At 60.7% G+C, this 19,980-nt stretch carries 16 protein-coding genes; 10 read left to right on the forward strand and 6 right to left on the reverse strand.

The features are described 5' to 3' along the window. Window positions 1–8: 8 nt before the first annotated feature. The 3 genes from P9L99_04320 (at window position 9) to P9L99_04330 (ending at window position 2,958) form a co-directional block, all read left to right on the forward strand. Window positions 9–1,208, forward strand: a complete 1,200-nt coding sequence (locus P9L99_04320; protein ID MDP8222561.1) for a hypothetical protein — start codon at window positions 9–11, stop codon at window positions 1,206–1,208. An 80-nt stretch (window positions 1,209–1,288) separates the two neighbouring features. Then, entirely contained in the window at window positions 1,289–2,026 is a 738-nt protein-coding gene (locus P9L99_04325) for an ABC transporter ATP-binding protein (GenBank protein MDP8222562.1), read from the forward strand. Window positions 2,027–2,028: 2 nt separating this feature from the next. After that, window positions 2,029–2,958, forward strand: a complete 930-nt coding sequence (locus tag P9L99_04330) for a SufD family Fe-S cluster assembly protein (GenBank protein ID MDP8222563.1) — start codon at window positions 2,029–2,031, stop codon at window positions 2,956–2,958. 3 nt (window positions 2,959–2,961) lie between these two features. Here P9L99_04330 and P9L99_04335 read toward each other — a convergent pair whose 3' ends face one another. Both P9L99_04335 and P9L99_04340 read right to left on the reverse strand, forming a co-directional pair. Then, entirely contained in the window at window positions 2,962–3,651 is a 690-nt protein-coding gene (locus tag P9L99_04335) for an START domain-containing protein (protein ID MDP8222564.1), read from the reverse strand. Beyond that, window positions 3,648–4,814: an SUMF1/EgtB/PvdO family nonheme iron enzyme gene (locus P9L99_04340; protein ID MDP8222565.1), complete on the reverse strand. Its 1,167-nt coding sequence runs from the start codon at window positions 4,812–4,814 to the stop codon at window positions 3,648–3,650. The genes P9L99_04335 and P9L99_04340 overlap by 4 nt, the downstream gene beginning before the upstream one ends. 125 nt (window positions 4,815–4,939) lie before the next feature. Between P9L99_04340 and P9L99_04345 the strand changes: the two genes are divergently transcribed. Together P9L99_04345 and P9L99_04350 are read left to right on the forward strand one after the other, a co-directional pair. Continuing rightward, window positions 4,940–5,938 carry a radical SAM/SPASM domain-containing protein gene (locus P9L99_04345; GenBank protein ID MDP8222566.1) on the forward strand — a complete coding sequence of 333 codons (999 nt, stop codon included), beginning with the start codon at window positions 4,940–4,942 and terminating at the stop codon, window positions 5,936–5,938. Next, window positions 5,925–7,517, forward strand: a complete 1,593-nt coding sequence (locus P9L99_04350; protein MDP8222567.1) for a radical SAM protein — start codon at window positions 5,925–5,927, stop codon at window positions 7,515–7,517. The genes P9L99_04345 and P9L99_04350 overlap by 14 nt, the downstream gene beginning before the upstream one ends. Before the next feature lie 3 nt (window positions 7,518–7,520). Here P9L99_04350 and P9L99_04355 read toward each other — a convergent pair whose 3' ends face one another. Together P9L99_04355 and P9L99_04360 are read right to left on the reverse strand one after the other, a co-directional pair. Beyond that, window positions 7,521–8,699: a hypothetical protein gene (locus tag P9L99_04355; GenBank protein MDP8222568.1), complete on the reverse strand. Its 1,179-nt coding sequence runs from the start codon at window positions 8,697–8,699 to the stop codon at window positions 7,521–7,523. 245 nt (window positions 8,700–8,944) lie between these two features. Continuing rightward, window positions 8,945–10,705 carry a GMC family oxidoreductase gene (locus P9L99_04360; protein ID MDP8222569.1) on the reverse strand — a complete coding sequence of 587 codons (1,761 nt, stop codon included), beginning with the start codon at window positions 10,703–10,705 and terminating at the stop codon, window positions 8,945–8,947. A gap of 232 nt (window positions 10,706–10,937) precedes the next feature. On the opposite strand from P9L99_04360, the gene P9L99_04365 reads away from it, so the two are divergent. Further along, on the forward strand, window positions 10,938–11,723 hold the full coding sequence (locus P9L99_04365; protein ID MDP8222570.1) for an exodeoxyribonuclease III: 786 nt from the start codon (window positions 10,938–10,940) through the stop codon (window positions 11,721–11,723). Between the two features lie 20 nt (window positions 11,724–11,743). On the opposite strand, the gene P9L99_04370 is transcribed toward P9L99_04365, so the two are convergent. After that, window positions 11,744–12,382 (reverse strand): TetR/AcrR family transcriptional regulator, encoded by a 639-nt coding sequence (locus P9L99_04370; protein ID MDP8222571.1) that lies wholly within the window; start codon window positions 12,380–12,382, stop codon window positions 11,744–11,746. 220 nt (window positions 12,383–12,602) lie between these two features. Between P9L99_04370 and P9L99_04375 the strand changes: the two genes are divergently transcribed. The 4 genes from P9L99_04375 (at window position 12,603) to P9L99_04390 (ending at window position 18,453) form a co-directional block, all read left to right on the forward strand. Then, window positions 12,603–14,513 carry an NAD-dependent epimerase/dehydratase family protein gene (locus P9L99_04375; GenBank protein MDP8222572.1) on the forward strand — a complete coding sequence of 637 codons (1,911 nt, stop codon included), beginning with the start codon at window positions 12,603–12,605 and terminating at the stop codon, window positions 14,511–14,513. A gap of 143 nt (window positions 14,514–14,656) precedes the next feature. Then, window positions 14,657–15,658 carry a 3-oxoacyl-[acyl-carrier-protein] synthase III C-terminal domain-containing protein gene (locus tag P9L99_04380; GenBank protein ID MDP8222573.1) on the forward strand — a complete coding sequence of 334 codons (1,002 nt, stop codon included), beginning with the start codon at window positions 14,657–14,659 and terminating at the stop codon, window positions 15,656–15,658. An 18-nt stretch (window positions 15,659–15,676) separates the two neighbouring features. Continuing rightward, on the forward strand, window positions 15,677–17,272 hold the full coding sequence (locus P9L99_04385; protein MDP8222574.1) for a class I adenylate-forming enzyme family protein: 1,596 nt from the start codon (window positions 15,677–15,679) through the stop codon (window positions 17,270–17,272). Next, window positions 17,269–18,453: a sulfotransferase gene (locus P9L99_04390; GenBank protein ID MDP8222575.1), complete on the forward strand. Its 1,185-nt coding sequence runs from the start codon at window positions 17,269–17,271 to the stop codon at window positions 18,451–18,453. The genes P9L99_04385 and P9L99_04390 overlap by 4 nt, the downstream gene beginning before the upstream one ends. 118 nt (window positions 18,454–18,571) lie before the next feature. Here the strand turns inward: P9L99_04390 and P9L99_04395 are convergent, their stop codons facing one another. Further along, the gene (locus P9L99_04395) at window positions 18,572–19,729 is read right to left on the reverse strand and encodes a pectin acetylesterase-family hydrolase (GenBank protein MDP8222576.1); all 1,158 of its coding nucleotides are present in this window, start codon (window positions 19,727–19,729) and stop codon (window positions 18,572–18,574) included. Window positions 19,730–19,980 lie beyond the last annotated feature (251 nt).

Raw genomic sequence — 19,980 nt, forward strand, 5'->3', positions numbered from 1 at the left:
TCTGGGATATGCAAAAACCTAAACACGTCGCGCGAATTTGGGCCACAGCGACCGCTTGCGTCGCGATGATCCTGTTCGTCGCAACCTGCGTCTCAACCGGCGCGAACCACAAGAATTCCGGAGACGCCGCGAGTCTGATTTCGGATCCCGCTGGTTGGGAACAAACCGCCGCCCCTCGCGCCTGTCGCGGCGCAACGGTCACTAGCGGGATCGGCCTGGCCTGGAAGTGGTTGAATCACCGCATCAGTTGGTGGGAAGTTCACCCGGAATGGAAGGCCGCCGGGGCGGATGCCGGGCTGGTCGCCGGTTATGTCGGCGGCAATTGGTCGACGGGCGAGACGTTTCAGGACACGCCTCTGGTGCGCTATCGCTATGCGCGGATTCAAGCCGGTGACGCGGCGGCGTTTACGCCGGTAGCCGTGAAGCTGCTTCTGGCCGCGCCGGTTGATGAGGCCCGCCAACAATTTTCCTTCGCGCTCGACGACCTCGAATTGGACGGCTACGACCGCCACTTCGTTTTCCTGCAGGGTTTGACGCTCAATTCCGCCGTCGAACAACACGACCCCGCCTACCCCGCCGACTACGGTCCGGCTCTTGGTTACACGTCGCGAGGCATCGGCGCGGGCATCGAGAACGTCGCCGTGGCCGACGGCCGAATCAGCTTCACCGCTTACGCCCGCTTCGACCTCGGCCCGGCCGACCGCCGCGATATGAACGAAGCTATCGCGCACGCCGAAACCGAGGCGATCGTGCACGCGCTGGTCATGGGCATGCATGAGGGCGCCGTCACCGGGGCGCGGGTTCACTACCGGCTCGAGTATCACGATCCCCTGTTTCTCTTTCAGCCGAACTACGCCCACGCCGCGCCGGAGTTTCGGCGGCAGGTCATTCAAGGTGCGCCGTCGATGCCGACGGCCTTTGTGGCGATGCGGTCGTTCAACTTTGCGCTCTTCGACTCCACGGATAAGGGCGAGTATCTGCGCGAATTGAGCGCTTTGGCGCAGCTTGTCACCTACGATGCGGAAACCGGCCGCGCGCTCCTGGATGTGGACGGCTTCGCGTCCAACGCCAGCCTGCTTACGTACGAACGCATGGAGAATGATTTCTCCATGGAGTTGGCGCTGGTCCAGCTTCCGGGCGGCGAGGCGACGATCGGGCACGTGACGGAAGAGTTCGGCGTCGGGCGCACACGGCTGCCGCTGCCCTAACGACCCCGGGTGACGAAGCACCGTTTCGTCCTTATATTGCGGCCCGATAACTTCGCGCACCAAAGCATGGGGGCGCGCCCATGGGTATCCTGGAACTCAAAAACGTCTCACTGGAACTCGACGGTCACCCGATTCTAAACGGCGTGTCGATCGATTTCTGGGAAGGACACATCCACGCCCTCGTGGGACCGAACGGCGCGGGAAAATCCACCCTCGCCGCCACCATCATGGGCCTGCCCGGTTACACCCACATGGGCGGCGATATCCTTTTCGAAGGCGAATCCCTGCGCGGCGTACCGCTGGATGAGCGGGCGCGTCGCGGCATCACCCTGGGTTGGCAGGAGCCGGCGCGTTTCGAGGGCCTGACGGTCGAGAAATTTCTCAAAGCCGGCGCGAAAGACAAGTCGCCCGCAGGTGTTCGTGACGTGCTTTCGCAGGTCGGCCTCGACCCGGACGCCTACCTCGCGCGCGCCGTGGACAAGACGCTCAGCGGTGGCGAGCGCAAGCGCATCGAACTCGCGTCGATTCTCGCGGTGGAGCCCAAGGTCGTGCTGATGGACGAACCCGATTCGGGCATCGACGTCGAAGCCCTCAACCGCATTTTCGAGGCCCTGCGCACGCTCAAGACGCAAGGGTCGACAGTCATTCTGATCACGCACAGTACGACGGTGTTGGAGCAGGCCGAGCATTGTTTCCTGATGTGTTGCGGCCAAGTCGTCGAAAAGGGCCCGGTCGATAAGGTCGGCCTGTTTTTCGAAGACAAATGCCAGCCCTGCCGCCATCCCAATTTCCCCGACATCGACGAATCCGGAGCCTAGACATGGCCGTTGAAGATACCATCCGCGAGATTTTCGATTCGATCAACATGAGCCACCATCTGCCTGACGACGTGGCGCACATCGAGATCAACCACAACCAGGTGCTGGCCAGCCACACCGTGCCCGGCCTGGAGATCGACGCCCAAGAGCTGCCCGACGGCGTCGAGGCGACATTCCGCGTGCGGGCGGGTCATCACATCGCCAAGCCCGTTCACCTCTGTTTCGGCATGCTGCCCGAAAGCGGCGTGCAGCGGATCATCCTGCACGTCCACATCGAGGACGGCGCGAAGGTGGAAGTCGTCGCGCACTGCACCTTCCCCAACGCGGTCGACGTGCAGCACTTGATGAACGCCGACATTCACATCGGCGAAAACGCCGAGTACTCCTACTTCGAGCGCCACGTGCACGGCCCCGACGGCGGCGTCACCGTCGTGCCCAAGGCCACGGTCACGGTCGCGGAAGGCGGTCGCTTCAAAACCGAATTCGAGTTGATCAAAGGCCGCGTCGGCATCATGGACATTGAATACGAAACGACTTGCCAGGCCCACGCGGTGGTCGAAATGGTCGCCCGCATGAGCGCTCGCGGCGACGATCGGATCCGCATTCACGAAATCGCGAACCTGGTCGGCGAGCATTCGCGCGGCGTGCTCAACAGCTACATCGCCCTGCGCGGCCAAGCCAAAGCGGAAATTCGCAACACGCTGCGGGCAACGGCGGCGCACGCCCGCGGTCACGTCGACTGCAAGGAAATCGTGCAGGATGAAGCGGTCGCCTCGGCGATTCCCGTTGTCGAAGTGTTGCATCCCAAAGCGCACGTGACGCACGAGGCCGCCATCGGCAGTGTCGATTCCAAGCAACTGCAAACTTTGATGTCGCGCGGCTTGAGCGAGGACGAAGCCGTGGATTTGATTATCGAGGGATTGCTTAGCTGAGGCCTACTTCCACTCGCCGGCGGCCGCGAGCGTGGCGATGCGCCGTCCCAACTCGCTTTCACCAGCCATGCCGTCATACCGGCCGGATTTGGCCACGCGCCGCAGATTTCGCAAGGTATTGAACGGCACGTTTTTGCTCTGCGAATTGGCGATGGAAATCGGAATCGCCCCGCCGGGATCGGCGCGGTTGACGTACACGGCTTGCGTGCTGTTCGCGCCCAACCACGTAAGCTCCCAACGACTGCGCAACTGCGTGATGCGCACCAAGCCCTCGCGCGGCGGTACGTCGGCGTCCTGCGTGTCACGAAAGCGAAAAACGACTTTGCGCTCGTCCAACTTCCAGATTTCCTCGCGGCGCGAAACCAAGTCGCGATCCTTGAGCGGCCATGGCGCCCCGCTGACGTGGTAGAGGATTTCGGTGCGCGGTCCCGACCGCCTTACGACGCGGGCGCTTTGCGTGCGATCCATCCAAGCCGGATGGCCTTCGACGTGCCGCACCACCGCTGCGACGACGGCGAGCGGAGCCTTGATCGTCGCCACGCCGCGGAACTCATCGAGGTCCGAGCCGTCCACTGGCCGCACCGCCACAACAATGCCGTCCCGGTCCAGCACGCGCCGCCACTCGGCATCGGCCGCGGCAGCCAGCGCGACGGTTACCGCAAGCAACAGCGCGATTGCGCAAAGTCGATTCATTCGGATGATCCAGACGCTTGATACACGCAACGAAAGCCGTCGTGCAGATTGCGGTCGAAGGGCGAATTCATGTCGCTCTGATCGTTGGCGGCAAGAGCTGGACTAAATTCCCACGCCCCGCCGAGAACGCGGTATTGATCGATCCATTCGTACGCATTGCCCGCCAGATTGAAAACGCCCTCCGGCGACGCCCCGGCCGTAAAGGCATCGACCGGCGCCCACATGGGGTAGCCGTCCGCATCCCCCGTAAAGTTGGCGCGATGGGTGAAGTCGGTCTCGTTCCCCCACGGGTAGCGGAAGCCGCGCTGCTCCCCGGCGACTCGCTTCCACTCGTCGAAGGTCGGCAAGCGGCCGCCGTAGTGCCGGCAGAAAGCATCCGCGCCGTGCCAACTGACGTGGAACACCGGCCACACCGCCGCACCCTCATACGCGCGAAACCGGCCGTCGAGATATACAATCCGCGCCGCCGGGTCCTTGATCGAGTAATACGCCACGACCTCGTCGAAAGAGAAATTCATCTCATTCAGGAACGCGGCGTACCGGGCGTGTGTGACCTCATATTTCTCGATCTCAAACGCGGGTGAATCCTCGCCGGCCGGAATGGACACACGCTCGGCGTAGCGGTCGGCGTCGGTTCCGGCCGCCGCCAACTGCTCTCCGACCGGTTTGCGACGTGTCGCCAAAAAGAGAATCCGCGCGTTCGCGTCGGCACCCACCGCGGCCTTGTCCCATACCTCGTCGCCCGCCCGAAACATCGAATAAACGGCCAAACTCGCCGGCGCCAAAACAGCCTGGGCGAGTGCGGGGTTGCTGCGCTTGTCGGGTAGGATTCGCGTGGAATCGGTTAGTTGGAACCGGCGCACCTCAACCTGCGGCGGGGCCAGATCGCGCAGCGAATCCTCAACCAGCAGCACCGTGCCTTTCGGCAGCGCCGCGAGCGCGGCTAGGATATCGGTCATCCCCGCGCGGTTGGCCGCATCGGTGTCTTCGTGGGGAATGACGGTGACAGAAGTCGCGGCGGTTTTCTGCGGGCCATTGTCGGCAGCGGGTTCGCTCGATTTCCGCCCGCCTTCCCGGCAGCCGAAACAGAAACACATGCATATCAAGACCAACGCGATGGTCGAAAGATCCGGTAATCCGGGCGATATTCTGCTTGTCTTCATGATCCCGCCTCGTGGTGCGTTTTGAGTTTAGACAATGGGTCGCGAAAGACAAGCGCTCGCGTCCGGCATCCATTTTTGTTAGCGTGTTGGCGATGCGAAACACAGCGCAAAATACTCGAGAACGCATGCGACGCCTTTGGACTTACCTGCGTCGCCGGCCGACGGTCGAAACCGGCCCGGCCGTGGTGACCGTAGAGACCACGACGCACTGCAACCTGCGTTGTACCTTCTGCCACCGGACGCACTCCCCGACGCCCGAGCGCGTGCTGCCTCTGGATATCTTTCGCACGTTGATCGACGACCCACGGCACCGCATCGACACGATGCACCTTTACGGCATGGGTGAGCCGTTGATGGACCCGCACCTGGTCGATCGCATCGCGCTGTGCCGCGAGCGCGGCATCCAGACCCACATCGCGACCAACGCCACACTGCTGGACGAACGCAAGACCACCGAACTGCTCGACGCCGGTTTGACCGCCGTGACGTTTTCGGTCGACACGCTGCGGCCGGAGGTTTACGAAGACTTGCGGCGCGGCGCCAACTACGCGCGAACCGTCGCGAACATTCTTCACTTCCTGGAACGACGCCGGGCAAGCAAGCGGCAACCCTTTGTCTTTGTCCAAATGCTGCGCACCGAGCAGACGGCCAAAGAAATCGGCGCCATCCGACACTTTTGGCGTCAACGCGGCGTGACCGCAGTGCGCGTCTGTCGAGACGAGTTCACCAACCGGCCGCCGCACATCCACGACCGGCGACATCATTACACATCCGCCGGACCCTGCCCGTTTCTCTGGTACGGGCCCGCATTGGTGCGCGCCGATGGCGGACTGTATCCCTGTTGCTCCGCGGGCTTGGACGGCGAGCCGGCAGCTAACTTGAACGAAACTTCGTTGTACGATTTTTGGACCGGGCCCATGATGCGCGAGATCCGCGAGACGCATCTGGCGGGACGGCGTCACCCGGTTTCGAATTGTTTCGCCTGCCAATCCCAGAAGCCGATCCCGATTCTCGCTTCGCTGGCCGGACTGGCCGACGGCATCACGGCGCGGCGTCTCGGGGTGCGCGCCGAACAATGGGCCGAAACGTTTTCCTGGAGGCTAACCTATCGTGAAACAAGCTGACTACACGGCAACCGCGTTACGGGGTAAGGAACGAATTCATCTGTTGCTCGTCCGGCCTCCCAGCTACATGTGGCCGATCATCAATGAATCCGACAACTTTCTCCTGCCGTTGGGCTTTCCGTGCCTCGCCGCGTATTTGCGCGAGCGCATGGTGGGTGTGGACATCGAGATCATCGATTGCCCGCCGTTGCGCATCGGTTGGAAGATGCTCGAGAAACTGATCCGCGACAAGCAACCGGACGTCGTGGGCGTCGGTGACATGATCTGCTACATGCACGAGGGCATGCGTTTGGTGCGCATGGCCAAGCAGATCAACCCGGAAATCGTCACCGTGGGCGGCGGGCATTTTCACTCGGCGCTGCCCGATTATTCCCTCGCGAACTACCCCGAGCTGGACTTCGTCGTGCGGTGGGAAGGCGAAGAATCCTTCCGGCAATTGCTGGAGGCCTTGCGCGAAGGGACGGCCCTATCCACCGTCGGGAGCCTGGCCTTTCGCGAAGGGGACCGCGTCGTCAAAACGGCCCCGGTACCGTTGATCGATCCGCTCGATACCCTGCCGATGCCCGCCTACGACCTGGCACCGATCAACAAATACGCGCCGTTCGGCATCCTGTGGCCAAAGGCGATTACCATTCAGGGGCAACGCGGTTGTCCTTACAAATGTAATTTCTGTTCGTGGTCCTACCTGGAGGGCGACCACGTGCTCGACACGGCGGGCGAGCACCTGATTCCCCGGCTGCGGCAGAAATCGCCGGGCCGCATCCTGGAAGAAATCGATTTGCTCTACAACGAGTACGGCGTGCGCTACTTGTTCTGGGTCGACGCGACGTGGAACTACGATTCCGGGATTATGGAAACGCTGGCCGAGGGGATATTATCCCGCGGTTATAAATTGGGCTGGTGGGCGTTTTGCCGGCCGGACATTTTGCTGCAACAGCACGACACCGGCGTGTTGCGCAAGATGGTCGACGCCGGGCTGTCGCACGTATTGATGGGCGCCGAGCGCGGCGAAGAGGAAGACATGGTCGTGATCGGCAAGCACGATCACAAACAGGATTCCATCTTGCATATTTCGCGCCTCTTGGAGAGCGAGTATCCCTCCGTTTTCCGGCAAGCGACGTGGATGACCGGCCTGCCGAACGATACGCCGGAAAAGCTGAAACGACTGGGGCGTTACGCGCGTGACACACACCTCGACTTCGCCGCGTTCCACCCCTTCATGCCCTACCCCGGCACCAAGATTTGGGAAGAGTACAAAGATTCGCCGTTGCTGGAAGAAACCGACTTCTCCAAGTACGACATGTTCTATCCCGTGATGCGTTCCCGCGCGATGAACCGCCGGGAAATCGCCAAGGCCACCGAGCGCTTGTCGTTGGATTTCGTCGGCAAGCAGCCGTGGCGCTATTTGCGCGGCATGTTCAGCCCGGTTCGCATCCGACGCCGGCTGCATTGGTGGTTCGCGGTATCGATGGTGCGCGTGGTGCTGCTGGACTTATGGCACGCCCTGCTGGGAAGGCGAACCTTCGCCGGTTTCGCGGCCGTCAGCAAATTGTGGAAACCAACTTGGTATGATCGGTAACGCTTAGAGGAACTTGACTCGGACTACCTCGCAAAAGGCGTCCGTCAGACGATAGACGGCCTTGGTTTGTTCACAATACAACTTCAGCCAGCCCTGGTTGTCCCAATACAAGTAGTACGTTGCTTCCGCCGTTTCATATACGCGCAGGACGATCCGCCCGTCCGGTAGCGGCACGTCAAGGTCGAACCAATGGTACTCTTCCCCCAATCCGTCGGTTCGCACCCGGGTCGGATCCCATTCGATGATCATCGGCTGCTCCCCGAAGGGCAATGAGCGGTCGCTGAATGCAAACGTTCTCTTCTTGTCTCCGATCCCACGCGATCCGACAAACACGATTTTCCCGTCCACCTCGCCTCCCCAGAAAACGCGATGCGACGGGATGATGCACGAACTGGCGAGGTGCCAATCTTGCGTTTTTTCCGCCCAATACATCATGGGATCGAAGGGCATGTCGAGATAGCTGCCGACCAACCAGAAGGCGTCCTGATTCTCTATCGGGAAGAAACGGCGGGGATATACGGTTCGTTCGGGGCTGCCGACGATGTCCAGCCGTTCCAGCGTCCCACCGGCAGGGCGGATGTAGTACACGTCCCGCCAGTTGGTTTCGTCGAAACCGGCAACGAACATGTCCGGGCCGAAAAAGCTGACAGCCGTCAGCCACCACGATTCGCTTGCGGCCGGCGGTTCGATGTCCACTCGCGCCCAACTCTCGCCGTCGCTGAATAGAACGACGCCGCAGCCGTTTTGATGATCGGCGCCGACGATCCACGTTTCCTCGCCTGAGGAGACCGCATCGAGAAAGGTTATCCCCTCGCAATCGACAGACAGGTCCACCGGCTCGGCCACGCCGTCGGCGACATCGACGCGAAACACGACGCCCCGATTGCGCTGTTCATCGAAACCCACGGTGAGGAATTCATCGGGTGTACTTGTGATAGCGACATCGTGGAAAACCGTCTCCGGTGTCGTCGCCCAACGGCGTTCACCGGCTTCGGCAAAAAGTACGCCGCCGTCTCCGGCGATCAACAGCGAAACGTCCGCCGGTAAGATATCGCCGGATTCGTCGTCCGCGTCTTCGATCTCCGCGTTGTCTTGTTCCTGGTCTTCGGCGCAACCGAATACCCCGAATGAAACCAGTAACACGGCCAAACAGAAACCGAACATCCCGCGGAACACAGCCATCGGCCTTCCAATCGTTTTACGTACGAGGCGCATATTTCGCATACGTGTGTCGTGCGGTTCCGGGACGTGCCCATGGATCCGCATACGATTGGGAGGGCTGCAAATAAAATACATTTCACTGTGCGCGCTGAAGATTGCGAACGCACCGCGATTTAATGCTTGTACGTTAGCCCAAACTCGGTCGTTTTTCAAACAAAACGCGGTTTTCTCGGGTCGTGTCCGTGTGGAATCGACGGCTCCCGCCGTCACGATCCTCCACCGTGCAATCCGTCGTGAATGCAATCGGCAATGCGGGCCGCCACCGCCGAAATCGTGATCATCGGGTTGACGCCCAGCGCTGGCGGAACCACCGAGCCATCGGCAATGTACAGCCCCGGCACATCCCACGCGCGGCCGTCGGGTCGGCAAACCGAGGAGCGCGCGTCCCCGCCCATGTGACACGTGCCCAGCGGGTGATAGGCGGAAAGGTCGAGGTCGTCGACACGAATGGGACGCCGCAGATTAGCGGCCAGGTCGCGTTCGCTGCGCATCAACCGCCAACCGTGCACCGGGCCATGCACCGCGCGAGCGCCCGATGCCAGCATGATGCGCGTCGCCGTACTGATGCCGTGCAGCAACCCGCGCAGGTCGGTCGGATTGACGTCGTAAGTAATCAGCGCCCGCTGCAGGTGTCCCGGCCGTACGCGCCCGCGCGAGGTGTCGCGAATAATGAAGCCGAACACCGAGAGGTGGTTGTAGTTCTCCTGTAACTGTTGCAAATCCGGCCCGATCTGCGACCAGAACATCCCCGCCATGTCCAATGGGAAGTGCGCGTTCTCAAGTAACAGATCCTGATCCGCGAATTCGAACACGCCGTAACCTTGCGGGATCGATTTCTCCGGCTCCAGTTCCTCCTTATTGATCGCAAACACGCCCGCGCTGGGATGAATCGACAGGTTGCGGCCCACTTGTCCGGAACTGTTGGCCAACCCCGTTTGCAGCAGCAAGAGCGGCGTGGAAATCGCGCCCCCGGCAAGAACCGTCACCCGTGATTTGATCCGCACGCGACGACCGGTCGCCGCCACATGACCGCTCACTCCGCACGCCTGCCCGTCACGCAGCGTGATCTCGTCGACCTCCGTGCCGGTGATTAAAAACGCGTTGGCCTGCAAGGCGCGTGGCACGTAGCTCACGTTCGTCGAGCGCTTCGCATCGGCCGGACACCCCAGAGCGCAGCAGCCCTGCCCGTCGCAATCCGGCGCGTTGCGGGGCAGCGGACCATGCTCGAAGCCCAGCTTCTCGGCGCCGCGCGCGATAATCTCACCGCTTTTGCCGACGTATTTCATGTCCGCCGGCGTGACGCGGTACTCGCTTTCAACCCGCTGAAAATAGGGTTCGAGACTCGCCTCGTCGTACTCACTCAGGCCGTATCGTTCGCGCCACTCGGCCAGCACGCGCGGCGGCGTGCGAAAACACGTGCCGGAATTGATCGTCGTCGTGCCACCCACGCAACGCCCGTAGGGCATCACGATCCCCACGTTGCCGAGTGTGACCGTCAGCCCGCGGTCTTCGTACATCAGTTTCTGCATGTCGATCGGCCGCCCGGTGAACGCCGACCGCCGATGATACTCACCCTGCTCGATCATCACCACGGCATGGCCTCGTTCGGCCAACTCCGCCGCGACAACCGCGCCGCCCGCGCCCGTGCCCACGACCACGGCGTCGCATTCCAGCTCCAAGTCTTCGGTAATCGACGAACCCGGCGTGACCAACTCCCACCACCGCTGCGGTTCATCCACCACCGGCGGTTTTTCGTACTCGCGCCCCAGCGCCGCGAAACGCTGCGGGTTGTCGTAGTATCCAAGTTTGACGAAGATGCCCAGCGTGCGGAAAAGTATTCGTACCGGATACCGAGCCTCGGCGAAGTGTCGGAGCCATTTGCGTCGCGTTGCTTCGGGAAGCCGCGAAAAAGGCCGACCGTAGCGAACCCGGGCCGAGTTTTCGATGGTCCACAGAAAGGCCCGCAAAACTTCTCGAACTGCCCTGGATATGCGGTCGAAATGCGCTTCCGCGTGGTCCAAATCGGCTACTGAAAAGGCGGGGAATACGCCTCCGGCAGGCATCATCGCGGCACCGAGGGCCGCAACGATTGTACGTTCGCGCTCTGTAAACGAAAATGGCGACAAAGGTTACTCCACGTGTTGCGTCCAGTTTGCCAGAGACGCCGACCGCGAACAAGCAGCGAAGAAGGTGAGGCGAATGAGAATCTATTCCTGGAACGTCAACGGTATCAGGGCCTGCGTGCGCAAGGGCTTCGCCCCCTGGCTCGCCACCTGTGGCGGCACGATCATCGGGATGCAGGAGGTACGCGCCGCGCCGGAACAAATCCCCCCGGAGGCTGCTTCGCCTTCGGGTTGGCACGTTCACTTCGTGGCGGCGCAAAAGCCCGGCTACAGCGGTGTCGGCCTGCTATCCCGCCGTCTTCCGGACGAGATCGAGATTTCCCTCGGCCCGGCGAAGTATGACGTGGAAGCACGGCTGCAGATCGCCCGCTTCGGCCGTCTGACGGTGGCCAATGTCTACGTACCCAACGGGTCCGGCCCGAACCGCGACCTCTCGCGCATTCCCTACAAGCTCGCTTTTCAACGACTGCTTTTTCGGCGACTGCAACCGCATCTCGAAAACGGCGAACGGCTTTTGGTGATGGGTGATTTCAACACGGCCCATCAGGAAATCGATTTGGCGCGGCCCAAAGCCAACGAGAAAAACAGCGGCTTCCGCCCGGAAGAGAGACGCGCCTTGGGGCGGCTGCTGGCGCGCGATTGGATCGACACCTTCCGGCACTTCGTCACCGACGGGGGCCACTACTCGTGGTGGAGCCAGCACTCGGGCGCGCGCGAGCGCAACGTCGGTTGGCGCATCGACTACATCCTGGCCTCCCCGGCGGCGATGGAATTCGTGCGCGGCGCGACCATTCACCCGCACGTCACGGCTTCGGACCACTGCCCGATCAGCGTGGAGGTTGACGACGCGATATTCGATTGATGCGCGGAGACGGCAGGGATTTAGGAAGCGGCGTCGATACCTTTGTCAAAGACAGTGACGAATTTCTCGACGAGCTTTTCTAAATCGTCGTCGTTCATGGTGGCTACGCCCAACGGGTCGAGGGCCGGATTGAACACGAAGTTGTGGATGCGAACAGCCACGACATCGAAGACCATGCCGGCCGTATCCGGGCAGATGTCGGAACGAAAACGGCCGTTCTGCATGCCTCGCCGGATGTGGTCGACGTAGTTACTATCCAGTTCCGCAACGCGTTCGCCGAGATAAAGAATCAGCGGGAAATCCGGGTCGTTGATGAACTTGAAATACATCCCGAACAAGTCGCGGTTCTTCCGAATGAAACGCACGGTTTGCACGAGGGTGAGCTTGAATAATTCGTACACGTCCTCGGGCGCTTGCTCCTCCAGGTTTTTTCGCAAACCCGACGACCACTTCTCAAGCCCCACGTCGATGAGCCAATGGACGAGATCCAGTTTCCCCTCGAAGTAATAGTACAAATAGCCGTCGGCCACTTTCAGCGACCCCGTGATCATCTTCATGCTCGTGTGATCGTAACCGTGACGCGCAAAAAGCGCGAAGCAAATTCGTTGAATCCGCCGTCTTTCGCGCGCGGACAAATGAGCCAGCGGCGGCTTGGGCATGTCGGGTTCTCCAATAATCGACGGTTTGTTGAGCGAACCACCACCGCCGTGCCCCGGCGGCACGTCATCTCAAAAGTAATCGCCCGTGGTTAGACGTTGACTACTCCTTCAACACCGCGGTGTCAACTTACGACCGGGCTGCCGCGGCAAGCTGCTTGGCGGCCCGCCCTTGCCTGCGTATAGTATGGGCGCTCAGGCAATCATCCGAACGGGGGTACTCATGACCGGCCGCGACCACACCGCACCCGCGCGGCGCGCGAAAACCGCAGATAAGTTCGTCCTGGTTACCGGCGCGACCGGCTTCCTCGGCAAACGTTTGACACACATGCTGATCGAACAAGGCGTGGCCGTGCGGGCGATGGGGCGCAACCTGCGAATCGGTCTGAAGCTCGCGGAAGCCGGCGCCGACTTTGTGCCGGTTGATCTGCGCGATCGCGCCGCTGTGATCCGCGCCTGTGAAGACGTCACCGCCATTGTGCATGCGGGCGCTTTGTCCAGCGCCTGGGGCAAGTACCGGGATTTCTTTGACATCAACGTCACGGGTACGGAGAACATCATCGCCGGTTGCCTGGAGCACGGCGTGAAGCGCCTCGTTTACATATCCTCCCCCAGTGTGATGTCACGCCACGAAGTGCAACTCGGGCTCGACGAATCACATGCCCTGCCCGACGAGTTCGTCTCCATTTATTCCGAAACAAAAGCCATGGCTGAAGAGCGCGTGCGCGCCGTCCCGCCCGAACGTCTGGGCACCGTCATCCTGCGGCCGAAGGCGATTTACGGTTGGGGCGATCAAGCGCTTTTCCCGCGCATTGTTGAAGGGCTGAAAAAGGGCCGTCTGCCCGTCTTCGGCGACGGCAATACAATGACGAACATCACGCACGTCGACGATGTAGCGCGCGCCTGCATTCTAGCCATGGAGTCGGAGAAGGCCGCCGGCAACACGTACCTGATCACGGGCGGGGAAGACGTCAATTTGTACGAAGTGATCAATTTGATCGCCGAACAACTTGGATACGAACGACCGAGCAAGATTATCCCCGTCGCCAAGGCCATGAAGATCGGCGGCGCGATGGAAGCCCTCTGGCGTCTGCTGCCCCTGGGCGGCGAACCGCTGCTGACCCGCTACAAAGTAACGGTCATGGCGCACTCGCAAACCTACGACATCAGCGCCGCCCAACGTGACCTGGGCTTCGAACCGCAGGTGCATTGGCGGGACGGAGTCGAGGATTTTCTCGATCACCTCCAGGGCAAGAAAGAGGAGAAGGCGGCTCCCACACCTGTCGAATCAACTATCGAGCCCGCGACGGTGGAATTGACGATGCTGCAAGCCGGCGCGACCAGGGCCCGCGAGCGTTTGTTCGGCATCAGTTCCAGTTGGCGGGAAATCGACATCCCGGCGCTGTTCGGCGTGATCGAGCACCCTACCCACGGCGTCGTGCTGTTCGACACGGGCTATTCCACACGTTTTCTCGAAGCGACGGCGACGATGCCCAACAAAATCTACGGCTTGCTCACACCGGTCCACATCAGCCTGGAAGAGAACGCCGGCCCACAACTGCAAGCGCGAGGCACCGACCCCGCCTCCGTCGAATGGATCGTGCTGTCCCATTTCGACCCGGACCACGTCGGCGGCCTGCGCGACTTCCCCAACGCGCGGATTGCGGTTTGGTGGCGCGCGTGGGAACCCCTGGTCGCCAAGCGCGGCTTGGCCGCGTTGTGGGAGCGCGTGATCCCCGAACTATTGCCGGAGGATTTGACCGCGCGCCTCGTGGTGCTACCTGATCCAAGCGGTCCGGCGATTGGCCCCTTCGAAGGCTCGCTTGACTTGTTCGGCGACGAATCGATTCGCCTGGTGGATCTTTCCGGCCATGCGAGAGGCATGCTTGGCGCTTTCGTGCGCACAAACGACGGTGGCACGGTGCTTTTAGCGGCGGACGGCTGCTGGTCGCGCCGGTTGATCGAAACCGGGCGGAAGAACTTCGGCATGCACCGAAAAATCGCGAAAAACAAGAAAAAACAAGATGATGTTTACGATAAGCTAATCGCTCTCGCGTCCGAAATGCCGGAAGTGACAATTGTCCCGAGTCACTGCCCGATCGCCGCCGCCGAGTTTGCCGTGCCGAATTCGTAGGGATCAATTCTGAACTGCATCTTCGTTGGAATTCTTCGAAATGCGGTGTTATACTCATTTTTTTTCGGGGTGGGGGAGCACCTCGATTTATTAGAAGAACGCGGGCCTTAGGACCTGGCGTGAAACTATTGGAGGAGAACTCCTTGATTAAACACCCTTTGCCACTAAAGATTATTGGTATCGGCCGTTATCTCCCAAAACGCGTCGTGACGAACGCCGAAATCGAAGACATGGCCGGTCTCGCGCGTGGGACGATTGAAAAAACAGCCGCCGGCGTGGTGGAACGCCGCTGGGTTACCGATGAAACGGCCTCGGAAATGGGTGCCGGCGCGGCACAGGAAGCGCTGGATGACGCAGGCCTGACAATCCAAGATATTGATCTGATCCTCAACGCCTCTGGCTCGGCCGAGCAAGCGATACCCGACGGTGCGCCGCTGTTGCAGCGAGCGTTGGGCATGGCGGATTCCGGATTGCCCGGGTTCACGGTGCACGCCACCTGTCTAAGCTTCCTGGTCGCCTTGAACGTTGCCGCGAATTATCTTTTCACGGGTATGTACAAAAATATTCTTATCGTGACCTCGGAAATCGCTTCGGGCGGCATCAATCCGAAAGAGCCGGAATCTTTCGTCCTATTCGGCGACGCCGCCGCGGCGGTAGTCGTCACGCGTCCGCCGGAGGGTGATCCCAGTGCGATGACCCACTACCTTCTGCGAACGTGGGGATCCGGCGCCTATTACACCTGCATCATGGGCGGTGGAACGAGACACCACCCGAATCATCCCGACACGACGCGCGAACACAACTACTTCCACATGGACGGCTGGCCCGTGTATCAATTGGCGCGGAAGAAGGGGCCGGAAACTCTGGAAATGATGCGCCCCGGGATTCTCACCGATCACGACGACATTAAGGTAACCGTGCCGCACCAGGCGAGCATGCTGGCGATTAAAACCATGGTGCGCCTTGGTTTGCCGGAGGAGAGAATCGCCGTCACGATCGACCGCGTCGGTAATTGCATCGCAGCGTCGATTCCCGTGACGCTTTATGAAGTGATTCGTGAAAAACGTGTCGAGCGCGGCGATAACATCCTGCTTTTCGGCACCGGCGCCGGATTATCCATCGGGTCGTCGATCCTGCGATACTAACCAAAGACGAAGGCTCTCATGAACGCCGCTTCTGCCTATTTGGATGCGCCGGCGGCGGCTCCGGATCGAGTTGCGATTTGCGAGCCGAGCGGCCGAGCGATCACGTATGCCGACCTCCTGCGACGCGTCGTGGCGTTGGCCGAGGATCTGCAAGCCCGCGGCATGACGCCCGGCGATCGTGTCGTCCTGCAAGTGCCCAACGGTATCGAGTTCGCCGTTACCGCGCTGGCTACCCTTCTGGTCGGTGGCGTTCCCCTACTGATTGAACCCGGCCTCGGCGACGAAGTGTACCTGTCGCGCGTGAAGGTGAGCGAACCGCGCTGGCTGCTCGTGCATCCGCTGATCTCGTGGCTGAATCGTATTCCCGGCGCCCGCTCGTTTCTGCAACGTCGGGAGTTGGATGTACCGCCGGTCCCGCCGCTTACCGGGGACATGCAAAAAGTCGTCATCACCGCCAAACGAATCGAACGGTTAGCCGCCGGGGATGTCGCGGTCGAATCCTTCGTTCCCGTCGAGCGAAAGCCCGAAGACGACGGCATTATCGTCTTTACCGGCGGTACGACCAGCCTGCCCAAAGGCGTACGACTTTCCCACGGCGCGCTCGGCCAATACATCGCCAATATTTCCTCAGCCGTCGAAGGGCAGGTTTTAGAAAACTTCCTGGCCGACACGCCGCAGCAAGTTCTTTATGCGCTACGTTTGGGAAAAACCGCGTACATCACCAAGGGCCGTAAACAGAAGCGGGCGCGGCATGTCCTCTCCCTGATTCGCGCGGGGGCGATCGATGCGTACTTCGGCTCCCCCTACGTGTGGATGGAAATGATGTCCCAGGCCGGGCCCGACTCCGCGCACCTGCCGAACTCGATGCGCACCGTTCTGCTGGGCGGCGCGCCGGTAACCGCCGACTTCCTGCGCGTGCTTTCGAATTGGCTGGCACCGGGTACGGCCATTTTGGCGCTTTACGGGATGACCGAAGCGGGGCCGGTGTGCGCCGTTCGCGCCGAGGAAAAAATCGCCTACGACGGCGATGGCGACATAGTCGGAAAAACGTTAACCGACGTGCGAGTGGAGATCACGAACGCCAATGAAAACGGTGTCGGCGACGTGGTCGTGCACAGCCCTTCCCTGTACTCGGGCTATTTGGGGCAAGAGCCGCGCGGCGCGGAAGAGGGTCTGCAAACCGGCGACCTGGGTCGTATCGTCGAGTTCGCCGGCCAGCCCATGCTCACGTTGCTCGGGCGCGCCAAGGACATGATCATTCGCAACGGCGTCAACATCTACCCGGCTTCCTTCGAAGCCGCCATCCGCGAAATCGCCGACCACGCGGGCCGTCGTCTGCTGCGCGAGTGCGCCATGGTCGGCCTGTGGAATCCGACGCGGCAGGATGAGGACGTCGTATTGTGTCTGCAACCGGCGGCGGGCGTGGACCTTTCGGTCGAAAGCATCAAGGATGATGTCACGCACCTTTGCGGCACCGACGCCAAGCCCGACCACTTCCTGCTGCTCGACCCGATCCCGGTGACCGGCCGTCAAAACAAAGTCGATAAAAAGGCGGTGCGTGAGTACGCCTCGCGCGAGTTGAGCCTGCCTCTGCGTCAGGAGGAAGCGCGATGACCGCCATCGCCCCGGAATGGGACGCGCTGCCGGGGGCGGTGATGCCCTTCGATTGGCGCGCGTTCGCCGATAAGCACCGCATCGCTTTCCGCGAGTTGGGCGGCATCGGAGCCGTCGCCGGGCCGGCAGCGTTTCGTTTGGCGCTGTTTGCCGCAAGTCAGATCGGTTGGCTGCTGGACGACATCGTCGACCCGCGCTGGCGGGAAACCGAAATGCGCGGTCCGCTATTCATTTTGGGCCACCAACGTTCCGGCACGACTTTTCTGCACCGCTTGCTGGCCGGGGACGAAACGCATGCGCGTTCGCTGCTGTTTCACGAGATGATCCTACCCGCCTCCAGCGTGCAAAACGCCTTGGCGCGACTGGCCGCATGGGACCGGGGCCGCGGCGGTCGCTTGACGGATTGGTTTCAGTCCAAGCAGAACGAAAAATTCGGCCCGTTGGATAACATCCATCGGTTGCGTTTCGACGAAGTGGAAGAAGATGAGTTCGTGCTGTGGGCCATCTACGCCTCGGCGATGTGCGTCAACGACAGTCCCATCTCGACGGCGAACGAAAACCTGGATTTCCTGCGGCACTACGAAAGCTGGCCGGAGCGGCAAAAAATTCGCGCCCTGAACTGGTACAAAGCCTGTGTGCTGAAAAAGGTCCACCGCGAAACGAAAGTCGCCGGCCAGGCCGTGTGGGGAGTTTCGAAAAACCCGGCGTTCAGTCAGAAGGCACCCGATTTGCTGAAGGTTTTCCCCGACGCGCGGATGCTCTATCTGCTGCGAAATCCCATGGAAACCATCCCCTCGCGGTTGAGTTTGATCCGCGCGATTTGGCGCCACCGTTTTCCCGGTTTCCAGGACATGACACCCCAGCAGGTCAAAACCATCGTCGCCGACAGCATCCGAACCTACCTGTATGCCGAGCGCGACCTCGCCGCCCTACCCGATGCGGGCAAACTGGTGATCCGCTACGAAGACCTGACGGCCGACCCGCGCAAGACCGTGCTTTCGATCTATCGGCACTTCAAATTGCCGGGTCCGGATGAATCGCTTGCCGCACGGTTGAACGAACTGAAGAAGCGCCGGCGGCGTCATGAATCCAAACACCGCTACAGTCTCGCCGAGTTTCACTTGACGGAAAATGGCCTCCGAGAACAACTGAAGACCGTGTTTCAACACCACGAATTTTAGGTCGTCGGACACAAACTGTGACGAAACAGACGTAATTTTGTGACGAAACCGACGCTCTTAATGACGAAACGGACGCAAAAAAGCGTCCGTTTTGACTCGATTGGCGGCGCGCGTCGTATTATTTCGACGGGCCCACAGGCCTCGGCAAGCCTTCCAACAACTGTCCCAACCGGTCCGTGAAGTAGACGCCATTGTACTGCGCGTCGAAGTAGTTCGTCGAAAGCAACTCCGCCGGGTCGCGTTCGTAGAACAAAGTACCGTGGTTGATGCCCTCGATGAAGAACGTCGTCCAATTGCCTTCCGGCAACAAGTAATTGTCGCGCAGGTCGACCAGCGCGGCACGAAATTGCCACGGCTTCACTCGGGCGTCGGATCCGGCTTTGCAGTTATTCTGCCCGGGACCGTACGTGCTGCGAATCGAGATATCGGCCATGGACGAGAACAACCCGAAGCGGGCATGCGGATACGTCTTGGAGAGATGGGTTTGGATCGCGGCCAGGCCGTCGCCACCCTCTTGGAAGCACGCGCTGCAATCTTCCGGCAACGCTTCGTTGACGTTCCACATCCAACGGATAACCGTTTGATAGCAAGGCGTTAGCACGGAGTCGTCGAAGAATATGGGCGCCGAATCATTCAACATCACGAGGTCGGCACTCGGGAAAGCCTCGGCCACAAGTGGGAATGCAGCCAAAACGCCGAACCCGCCGGCACTCATGCCCAACAGCACAACTTGGTCGACTTCGCCGGCGAAACGCTCCTCGATCGCATCCATAAACAACTGGCTGTTGTTCCACCCGACAAATTGCTGTCGCTGGATAAGCAAGGGCACCACGCCGTTGGGTTTGCTACCCATATGCAGGTCGCCCGTGCAATACGGAATGTAAACGAAGCTGTACTCACGCAGGGGATTCTCTTCCACCTCGGCCGAGAACAGCGCCATCGACAGGGAATCGCCGGCCACCCATTGGTTGAAACGTTCCTCAGGGAAGTTACGTGGTGATTCTAAACAAGTGCTCAAAGTCGCGCAGGCTCCGCCGCCATCAAGAAAAATAGCCAGTTTACGGGAGCCGACGTTTTCCCGGATGCCGATGCCGGTTCGTGAGCCGTCGCGGCATATGGCACCGTCAATCGGCACCCACTCCCACGACAAGTCGTCGGAGTTGAATTCGTAGCCTTCGTCCGTGTCGTCATCGTCGTCGCTATCGTCAATACACACGCCGGCTAACCCTACGGTCACGACCGCAATCAGGGCTAACACAACTAGAAAATGCCGCATGTCATCCTCCACATTCTTTTTCTTCGCCTAACGACGACCAAGCATATTCGACTTTGAAAAGTGCCGAACCCAATCTGCCAAAAGTCCCGATATTTGTTATTCTTATATCGATAAACGTCGCCGATACTGGCGGCGAAAACGAAGGATGAGTTGAAAGCGGCAGCGGCTTGGCCTAAACGGTATACTGGAAAAACCGCCGATCTTCCGCCGAACATCGGGATGAACCCATTTCACTATAAGTGCCGCAGCGA

This window comes from Candidatus Lernaella stagnicola, from assembly GCA_030765525.1.
In the GTDB taxonomy this organism is placed as follows: Bacteria; Lernaellota; Lernaellaia; order Lernaellales; family Lernaellaceae; genus Lernaella; species Lernaella stagnicola.